The 10039-nt window shown below is 48.7% G+C and carries 8 protein-coding genes; all 8 read left to right on the forward strand.

Features of this window, described 5'->3' with window-relative positions; translation table 11 throughout:
• Positions 1–375 precede the first annotated feature (375 nt).
• The 8 genes from KW93_RS11810 to KW93_RS11845 all read left to right on the forward strand — a co-directional run bounded on the left by KW93_RS11810 (position 376) and on the right by KW93_RS11845 (position 9961).
• On the forward strand, positions 376–1665 hold the full coding sequence (locus KW93_RS11810; RefSeq protein ID WP_052131593.1) for a peptidoglycan DD-metalloendopeptidase family protein: 1290 nt from the start codon (positions 376–378) through the stop codon (positions 1663–1665).
• A gap of 223 nt (positions 1666–1888) precedes the next feature.
• Positions 1889–2596 carry a response regulator YycF gene (gene yycF, locus KW93_RS11815; protein ID WP_033543226.1) on the forward strand — a complete coding sequence of 236 codons (708 nt, stop codon included), beginning with the start codon at positions 1889–1891 and terminating at the stop codon, positions 2594–2596.
• A 5-nt stretch (positions 2597–2601) separates the two neighbouring features.
• Positions 2602–4428, forward strand: a complete 1827-nt coding sequence (gene walK / locus KW93_RS11820; RefSeq protein WP_033543227.1) for a cell wall metabolism sensor histidine kinase WalK — start codon at positions 2602–2604, stop codon at positions 4426–4428.
• Positions 4425–5762 (forward strand): YycH family regulatory protein, encoded by a 1338-nt coding sequence (locus tag KW93_RS11825; protein WP_033543228.1) that lies wholly within the window; start codon positions 4425–4427, stop codon positions 5760–5762. The genes walK and KW93_RS11825 overlap by 4 nt, the downstream gene beginning before the upstream one ends.
• The gene (locus KW93_RS11830; RefSeq protein WP_033543229.1) at positions 5749–6564 is read left to right on the forward strand and encodes a two-component system regulatory protein YycI; all 816 of its coding nucleotides are present in this window, start codon (positions 5749–5751) and stop codon (positions 6562–6564) included. The genes KW93_RS11825 and KW93_RS11830 overlap by 14 nt, the downstream gene beginning before the upstream one ends.
• Positions 6565–6576: 12 nt before the next feature.
• Positions 6577–7365, forward strand: a complete 789-nt coding sequence (locus tag KW93_RS11835) for an MBL fold metallo-hydrolase (protein WP_033543230.1) — start codon at positions 6577–6579, stop codon at positions 7363–7365.
• 132 nt (positions 7366–7497) lie between these two features.
• Positions 7498–8715, forward strand: coding sequence for a S1C family serine protease (locus KW93_RS11840; RefSeq protein WP_033543231.1), 1218 nt, complete (start codon positions 7498–7500; stop codon positions 8713–8715).
• A 319-nt stretch (positions 8716–9034) separates the two neighbouring features.
• Complete coding sequence (locus tag KW93_RS11845) at positions 9035–9961, forward strand: nuclease-related domain-containing protein (RefSeq protein ID WP_052131594.1); 927 nt, start codon at positions 9035–9037, stop codon at positions 9959–9961.
• Positions 9962–10039 lie beyond the last annotated feature (78 nt).

Genomic DNA, 10039 nt, shown 5'->3' on the forward strand with positions numbered 1-10039 from the left:
AGCTGGGTCGCCGGAGTCTGGACACCGAAAAGCAAATAATTGAAAAGTTGAAAGCCGGACGCATCTGTCCGGCTTTTTTTTATGTTAATAAAATGTCCACATTTCAATATTCAGAATGCTACAGGATCATGACAATTAAGACAGATATTTTCCTCAAATCTCCATTTCCATTCTCTCTTAAAAGAAAATACAGGCAAATCAAATCGAAATAATAACAATAAATAACATTATAAGTAATTAAATGGGTTAAACAATACAGTTTATTTACATGGGTCAGATTTATGCTATTTTAGTATAAGTTTGTGCTAAAGTGGTAGAGGTTTAATTTATCCGCAGATTCAGAATAGAGGCAATGAAAGGGAGAACGTATTCAAAATGAGAGAGTTGACTGAAAAAAGTTATAGTCTGACCGGCTCGAATTTGATTAAAATAGCAGCTTCGGTTTTTCTGGTGCTGGGATTGAATACCAATCCGGCATCAGCACAGAACATCGGCCATGAAGGCCTTGAAACTGTTTATCATATATATAACGGCGGAGGCTATATAGGCGCTGTCAATGAAAGCGACAAAGTGGAAGAGCTTGTGGATGCGAAAATCGCTTCTGCAGGTGAAGAGTTTGCAGAGCTGAAACTGGAGCCGGATGCGAGCTTCAGTGTGATAACGGAACAGGTATTTGAACCGGCCGTGCAAAATGAAGAAGAGGTTCTTGCCAAATTGGGCGAAGAGCTGGATGTCCAGGCAGCCACATTTGCATTGACGATCGATGGCCAGGCGGTGGCCCAGCTGGCAGACCGCGCAGCCTATGATGAAGCCATCCGCCAGGTTCTGCTTGCCTACACAAGTCCGGAAGAGCTGGAGCAGTGGGAAGCCATGGAACATTCCACAGAAGAGCTGCCGGAACCCGGTGAAGACGAAACACGCATTACGTTAATCGATATAGAAGATAATGTGTCCGGCGTGACGAGCCAGGCGGCACCGGAAGAGGTAATGTCTCCTGAACAAGCGGCTTCGCTGTTATTGGAAGATAAGGATATTACCGTCACAGTCGAAAAACAGAAAAAAGTGAAACAGGGCATTGATTTCGGGACGCTCGAAAAAGAAGACGCCGAATTACTGATCGGCGAATCTAAAATCGCCCAGGAAGGCAAAGCTGGTGAAAAGCAGGTGCTTTACGCGATCCGCCAAAAAGACGGCGTACAAACCGACCGGCACACTGTCGATGAAAAAGTGACAGCGGAACCGGTTGAGGAAATCGTGCTGAACGGCACGAAGGAAATTCCTTCCGTCGGCACCGGCAGCTTCGTATGGCCGGCACAGGGCGGCTATATTTCCAGCAAAAAAGGGCCGCGCTGGGGCAGGCAGCATAAAGGAATCGATATCGCCCAGCCGGACGGCTTTGATATTCTTGCTTCCGACCACGGTGTCGTAAAGGCTGCGGGAGCGGACGGCTCATTCGGCAACCGCGTCATCATCGACCATCAGAACGGTTACGAAACGATTTATGCGCATCTCGCTTCCATCGGTGTGAAAGTCGGCGATAAAGTTCCGCAGGGCACGAAAATCGGTGTGATGGGCACAACAGGCCGATCGACCGGCATCCATCTGCATTTTGAGATTTCCAAAAACGGAGCCGTTCAGGATCCATTAAACTACATCAGCCAATAAAACATTCACCATGCAAAACTGAAGTAAGAAAGCGAAAATGGCAATGCCAGCAAAGTGGAAATGTTGATTCCGCTCTGCTGGCATTGATTGTATGGATGATTATTTCCCGGGAAATATCGCCAAATGAATGAGAGATGCCAAACCGCCTGAACAGTGATAAAGTAAAGGAAGAAAAGTTTATGTTCAGGATGGGTATTTCTATTCAAAAAAGGGGAGATCACTGATGAATAAGACGATATTGGTAGTGGACGATGAGAAACCGATTGCAGATATTCTGCAGTTTAATCTGAAAAAAGAAGGCTTTAATGTGGTATGTGCGTATGACGGCGACGAAGCGATCAAACTGGCGGAAGAAGTAAAGCCGGATTTGATGTTGCTGGACATCATGCTGCCGAACCGCGACGGCATGGAAGTATGCCGGGAAGTGCGGAAAAAATACGATTTCCCGATTATTATGCTGACGGCAAAAGACTCGGAAATCGATAAAGTGCTCGGATTGGAACTGGGCGCGGATGATTATGTGACAAAACCGTTCTCCACGCGGGAATTGGTGGCTCGCGTCAAAGCAAACCTGCGACGGCAGAATATCGTGCCTTCTGAAGAAGCAGGCCCGAATTCAAATGACATCCAGGTGGGTGCACTGACGATTCAGCCGGATGCCTATCTGGTTCTTAAACGCGACGAAACGATCGAATTGACGCACCGCGAATTTGAATTGCTTCATTACCTGGGCAAGCACATCGGCCAAGTCATGACGCGCGAGCATTTGCTTCAGACCGTATGGGGCTATGATTATTTTGGAGATGTGCGCACAGTGGATGTCACCATCCGCCGCTTGCGTGAAAAAATTGAAGATAACCCGAGCCATCCGGCATGGATCGTAACGCGCCGCGGCGTGGGTTATTATTTGCGAAATCCTGAACAGGAGTAGACTGAATGCAGAAAGTGACTTTTTTCAAATCAATCCACGTGAAAATCGTGCTGATTTATATCTTGCTGATTCTGTTGGCGATGCAGATTATCGGCCTTTATTTTGCAGAACAATTGGAGACCAGACTGATCGACAACTTTGAAGAATCAATTTTGGACCGTATGGAAATCATCGAATTCAGTGTCCGGGAGGAAATGATCAGAAACCGGACGGATGATGATCTGACAGTGGAACAAAGTCTCCGGTCCGTGCTGCAGGGTTTTAACTCTGCAGACATTTCGGAGATCCGGGTAGTGGATTCGCGCTATCGCATTCTCGGCTCTTCGGCCATTGAAAAGCAGCCGCTGATCGGCCAGCGCTCGGCAGATGATCTGGTGCGGGAAACGATTGTCCATGTGGAGCCAAGGGAACAAATCAAAATCAATGAAGAAAATGACCGGCGTGTATGGGTAGTGACGCAGCCGATTGTGACCGCAGGGGGCGAATTGCTCGGAGCCCTGTACCTGGAAGCGAAAGTTGAAAACGTCTATGACCAAATGGACGAAATTAACTCGATTCTGGCAGGTGGGACCGCTCTTGCCATGCTCATTACAGCGATTCTCGGGATTCTGGTGGCCCAAACCATTTCAAAGCCGATTTCCGATATGCGGAAACACGCACAGGCGATGGCAAAAGGGAATTTCTCGCGCAAAGTACGCGTTTACGGCGACGATGAAATCGGCCAGCTGGCGAAAGCGTTCAACCATTTGACGAACAGATTGCAGGAATCCCAGCAGTCGACAGAAAGCGAACGCCGTAAACTGGCTTCCATTCTGGCGAACATGACAGACGGCGTGCTGTCGACGGACCGGAGAGGGAGAATCATCCTGATCAACGACCCGGCGCTCCGCCTCTTGAATGTTTCACGTGAAACGGTGATGAACCGTCCGATCACAAGCGTTTTGGGACTGGAAAACGAATATACATTTGAAGATCTGATCCATATGAAAGACGCCATTACGCTCGATTTTGGGACGTATGAACAAAGCGCGCTGCTGCGGACGAATTTCTCGGTCATCCAAAAAGAGACCGGTTTCGTCAACGGCTTGATCGCGGTCCTGCACGATAACACGGAACAGGAAAAAATCGATATGGAACGGCGTGAATTCGTGGCGAACGTATCCCATGAACTGCGTACGCCATTGACGACGATGCGCAGTTACCTTGAAGCGCTGGCTGAAGGCGCCTGGCAGGACAATGATCTGGCTCCGCGTTTCCTGAATGTCACACAAACGGAAACAGAGCGCATGATCCGCCTTGTCAACGACCTGCTGAAACTGTCCAAAATGGATTCCGGTGATACGGAGCTCAATAAAGAAATGGTTGATTTCAAAGTATTCTTCAACCGCATCATCGACCGTTTTGAGATGTCGAAATCACAGAATGTGACGTTCGAACGTGACATGCCCAAAACACCTTATTTTGTTGAAATCGATCCGGATAAGATGACGCAAGTATTCGATAATATCATTTCCAATGCGCTGAAATACTCACCGGACGGCGGCAAGGTTTCCTTCAGGCTCAGCGAAGAAGACGGCATGCTCCAGGCAAAAATCAGCGACCAGGGGATGGGGATACCAAAAGAGAACCTCGATAAGATTTTCGAGCGGTTCTATCGTGTCGACCGGGCGCGTTCGAGGGAAATGGGCGGTACCGGACTGGGGCTGGCCATTTCCAAAGAAGTGGTCAATGTCCACGGAGGCACCATATGGGCGGAAAGCAAGTATGGCAAAGGGACCACGATTTTCTTCACGCTTCCATTTGTAACAGATGACGGAGGTGAGTGGGAATGAAATATATCGAACAGATAAAGTCGATTGCGCTGTTCCTGCTGGTGTTTCTCAGTCTGGCCCTGACGTTCATCATCTGGAATTTTACCCCGACGACTTTGGATCCCATCGATCCGACGCCTGCCATTGATACGGCTATCGCCGATACGAAAAAAATTGAACAGGTAATCCGGCCGCTTAAAATCCTGTACCACAGCGAAGAAAACATCACCGGATCAGTCAATAATGACGAAATTGATCTGTTCCTGAATTCAATGGACCAGTGGCAGATCAGTGACTTGATGTTATTGTCAGATGAAGCGACTGCTGATGAAATGATTGAATATATGCATCAGCCTTCGCGTGCCGTCTTGTATTATCCGGGCGGTGTGCCATTCCCGGTTTTGGATGCGATGGTGGATATTTCCGATACCAATGTACCGGAAGCGACTATTAACCGGCTGGTCGTAAACTGGGAAAGTTCCGCAAACGGTGAACTGGTTGTGTACTTCATCAACTCGGAATCGGGCCGCATCTACCAGGGGGTCACCCCAATAAGCGACTTCTCGAAATTCGAAAGAAATATCATTGCGCCTTCCGAGCAGTACCCGCTTTATATAACGAATGAATCGATTGGAACCATGCCGATTTATGTACCGGCAGAACCGGTTAACCTGTCGAGTTATGTTTATCTTTATGAAGAAACGCCGCTGGAGGAATATGCCGACAGGCTGTTTGACGGTTCCAGTTTCCAGCCGGCCAGCAGTTTGATGGACGGCGGTTATACCGACAATACCGGTGCCTTCCTGGAAAAAGAAGCAGTCATCAAAGGCTTGAATTACGTTCAGTCCAAGGCGGAAACCGCAGATCCGGCCATCCCGTCGGAACTGGTTTTCAATACGATCAAATTCATCAATGACCACGGCGGCTGGACAAACGACTATTATTATTTTGGCATGGAACCGCTCAACCAGGAAATTGAGTACCGGCTGTTTATCAATAATATACCGGTTTTCGGCTCACCTCTCTCCACTGCAATAGATGTGAAGTGGGGGATAGCTGACGGCGAAGAGCAGGTTTTCCGCTACGAGCGGCCGATTTATATATTGGAGCCGACCGGCAGAACCGTTCTTAAAGATCAGGCATCCGGCTCTGCGGTTCTTGCCGCATTGGCTCGCCTCGAAGAAGAGAAACGGGCCGCGGTAACGGATATTATGCTGGGTTACGAACTGATGCGCAACTCGAATGACCCTGACCGGCTTATGGTTGCCGAGCCGATCTGGTATTACAGAATGGACGGCTCATGGCTTAAATTACCAAACGATGTGATAGGGGGAGGACCATTTGGATTGGAGTAGAACAAAGTCGATTTTCATTATCGTCTTTTCCATCTTAAATATCTTTTTGTACTCCCTGTATTTGGAACGCTACACCGAAGCCGAAAACTATTCGAAGTTATCGGAGCCTGCAGTGGACGCCCGTCTTGAAATCGACAATATTACCTACCCTGACAATCTGGAGGCAGATCCGGGGGAAGAACCGTATATCAGCGGCACCAGAAAAACCTTCGCGACAGAAGATGCCCCTTCTGAAAATATACGGGCCGCGGCGGTAGAGGAAGATTATTTGCTGAATGTGGCGTTCAGCGAACCAGTCTCAATAGGGGACAATAAAAGCAAGGAAAGCCTCGAAGCTTTTATTGCAGGGAACGTTTATGAAGGCGATGAATATGTTCTGTGGGAAGTAAATGAAGAAGAAAACACGGCAATCTTCTATCAGGTAATCGAAGGGAAAACATTGTATCATAGTGATAGCGGTAAAGTGACTCTTTTCTTCAACGATGAAGGGAAAGCGGTCCGCTATGAACAGACCATCTTTACAGACCTGGTGCCAAATGCGCAGAGCAAAGACCTCATCTCTCCGAAAAGAGCGATTGAAACCCTTTATCAAAATGGACTGCTGCAGCAGAATTCCGAAGTTCTGTCTGTGGATCTCGGCTATTCTGTGTATGTGGCTGTGTCGGATGAGACACGGATGTTCCTGCCGACCTGGAGGGTCATCGTGGAACTGGAAGACGGCTCAACAGCGGATTATTTTGTCAATGCCGTCAAAGACGGAATCATTGAGTTCAAGGCACCTGAAGAAGAAGGTTCAGAGTAAGGAGTTTTTAGTATGCGTTTTAGTGTATTGGCAAGCGGCTCCAGCGGCAATGCCATCTATATAGAAAATGACCGCCATTCATTTCTCGTGGATGCGGGACTGAGCGGCCGCAAGATGGAAGAATTATTCGCTTCCATCGGCAAAAAAATGGGCGACCTGGATGGCATCCTTGTGACGCATGAACACAGTGACCATATCAAAGGGCTTGGAATCGCGGCCCGCAAACACAAAGTGCCAATCTATGCCAACGCCAAAACATGGCAGGCGATGGAGAATCTGGTCGGGGCGATACCGGTTGAACAGCGTTTCCACTTCGACATGGACACGGTGAAAACTTTTGGTTCACTGGATATCCAGTCGTTCGCCGTGTCGCATGATGCGGCTGATCCGATGTTCTACGTTTTTCATGAAAACGGCCGCAAACTGACGCTGATTACGGACACCGGTTATGTCAGCGATAAGATGAAAGGCATCATCCAGGCATCGGATGCCTATGTATTTGAGAGCAATCACGACGTCGGGATGCTGCAGATGGGCCGTTATCCGTGGTCGGTCAAACGCCGGATCCTGAGCGATGTAGGGCATGTATCCAATGAGGACGCGGCAGTCGCCATGAGTGAAGTGATGGCGGAAAAGCCGACAAAAATTTATCTTTCGCATTTAAGCCGGGATAATAATATGAAGGACCTGGCGCGCATGAGCGTCGAGCAGACACTTCAGACCAAAGGCATCATCGTCGGCGAGTATGTGGACCTGCTGGATACAGACGCGTTTGTGCCGACGAAACTGGTAGAAGTATAAGTGCGATGGAAAGACCGGAAGCGGAAAAGCTTCCGGTTTTTTAGTTTGTCACGGATAAAGAGGCTCAAGCTTGCATTGTCAGAATTCTCTTCATAGAATTAGGGAAAGAAGTTTTCTGAGAGGATGGAGCAGATGGGTTACTACGATCAGACACCTAATGGAAGACGGCAGCGCCCGAAACGGGGACGCACATTTTTGGCAGGGCTGGGCGGCGTTCTGGTGGGGGCATTGCTGATATGGCTGCTGTTCAGCGCACGGCCGGAACTGCTGCCGGGAAACAGCTCGCAAACAGCGCAGAACCAGCAGGAAACAGTGGAAAGCAGTGAACAGGGACAAACGGAGCAGCGTTCAGTGGAAGTGACGAATGACGTGACGGAGGCTGTCGACATTGCGAATGACACGGTTGTGGGCGTAACGAATCTGCAGGCGGCTTCGGATTTCTTTTCCGAATCGCCAAGCCAGGCTGTTGGTACAGGCTCGGGCGTCATCTATAAAAATGACAACGGCACTGCTTATGTCGTAACCAATCATCACGTAGTAAACGGCGCCACGGACATCGAAGTGACGATGCCGGATGGCGGCAAAAAAGAAGCGACACTTGTTGGAAGTGACGTCTGGACGGATCTCGCCGTCCTCAGCATGGACAGTGAAGGCATAGACAACGTGGCGCAGTTCGGTGACTCGGATGTGCTGAAACAAGGTGAAACGGTTATCGCCATCGGAAATCCTCTCGGCCTTGATTTTTATGGTTCGGTTACGACCGGTGTGGTATCCGGCACGGACCGGGCAGTGCCGGTCGACATTGACGGTGATAATGTGGTCGACTGGGAAGTGGAAGTGCTGCAGACGGATGCGGCGATCAACCCCGGCAACAGCGGAGGTGCACTGATCAATATCAGCGGCCAGCTAATTGGCATCAATTCCATGAAGATCAATCCGGCGACTGCAGAAGGCATCGGTTTTGCCATCCCGATCAACACGGCGATTCCAATCATTGAATCGCTCGAATCGGACGGCCAGATGGTGCGCCCGGCGATGGGCATCACCTTGCTGGATCTGGACCAGGTGCCACAGATGTACCGCGAGGAGACGCTGAATCTGCCGGCTGAAGTTGAGGGTGGCGTAGTGGTCAACTCAGTTCTGCCGGATTCCGGAGCGGCTGAAGCCGGCCTTCAGCAATACGACGTCATCGTTGAAATGGATGGCATCCCGATCGACGGCAGCATCGCCTTGCGCAAGCATCTTTACGAAGAAAAGGAAATCGGTGAAATGCTGCAGGTGAAAGCGTACCGCGACGGTGAACTGCTGGAATTTGAGTTCGAACTTGTCGAGAATTCTTCACTTCAATAAATTCTGTAACGAGGGCTGTCCCTAAAATAGGGGACAGCCTCTTTTTAATGCAGAAATGAAATTCCTATGCCAATCAGATGATAGAACTAAAACCTTTCCGTTCAACCACACCCAATGATGAAGCCCCTTATTACCCAAGATCGGGCGGGGCAGACCCCGCCCCCTGGGCAGTCCGCAGCCGCGGACTGCTTTCAAATCAGGGTTTGAATTTTAATTGAGCTGAAGCTGAAAGGTTCCGTCTTTCTTCTGAATAACAGTGTTATAATTCAGATAACTTGATGGAGAGGCGGGGATTTGGATAGGGGAGGAACAATTGGAGATGTGGGAATGCGTGCGGTTGCTGATTGAACGGTTGCCATCAGGGCACACGCAGCAGGAGTATTTAAAAAAGGAATTTCACCGGTACGAAGCCGGCTGGCAAGGAGAAAAGCGCTTGCATGCAAAAATGGCCGAGTTTCACTGGCCGGAACCGTATGAAATTTTGTGGGATATCGGTTTGCGGCTTGGCGATTGGAAAGTACAGATCGATGGACTGCTGGTGACACCGCGTTGCCTTATTATTATCAGTTCGAAGAATATCAGCGGGAAAATCCATTTTGATGCAGTGACAACCGAGTTTTACCGATTTAATAATGAAGGTGAAAAAATGGTAATGGACGACCCATTGGTGCAGCTCGCCAAGCATACCCGTTTTCTCGAGTTGTGGCTGAAAAAAAGAAAAGTAAAGCATCCACCAATTGATGGAGTAGTTGTCTTCACCCCGAGGCATTGCGAGTTTATTGCGAAGCCGGTTAATAAGCACATCTGCAAAACCTATCAGGTGGTTGAAAAAATTTATGAGATTCTTGAATCGATGGAACCAGCGGCTGATTCCCCTAAGCCGAGCAAGATCCGCAAGGCGATAGAAGCGAACATTTACCCGTATGAGCGTCCGCCTTTATGTGAATATTATCGAATCGAACCGCGTGATTTGATGACAGGTGTGAAATGTGTTGAATGCAGAAAGATAGCGGTTGAGCGGCTTTATAAAATTTGGCGTTGTACTGTATGCGGTCATCGCGACCCGCTGGCGCATAAGCTGACGCTGCAGGAGTATTTCAATTTGATCAGCCATGAAATAGATAACAAGGAGTTCAGGCGGTTTAGTGGAGTAACATCCATTTATGCAGCATCCAGAATGCTGACAGAAAGCAATCTGACTAAAACCGGTGCAAACAAAAATCGTAAATATCAAATACAAAGTTGATGAATTATGCTTAAACCGCCTTCGGTTGAAGGTGGTTTTTTATTGCGATTCAAAGAAAAATATCACTGCGCAAATAAA

This window comes from Planococcus sp. CAU13 (assembly GCF_000775575.1).
Classification (GTDB): Bacteria; Bacillota; Bacilli; order Bacillales_A; family Planococcaceae; genus Planococcus.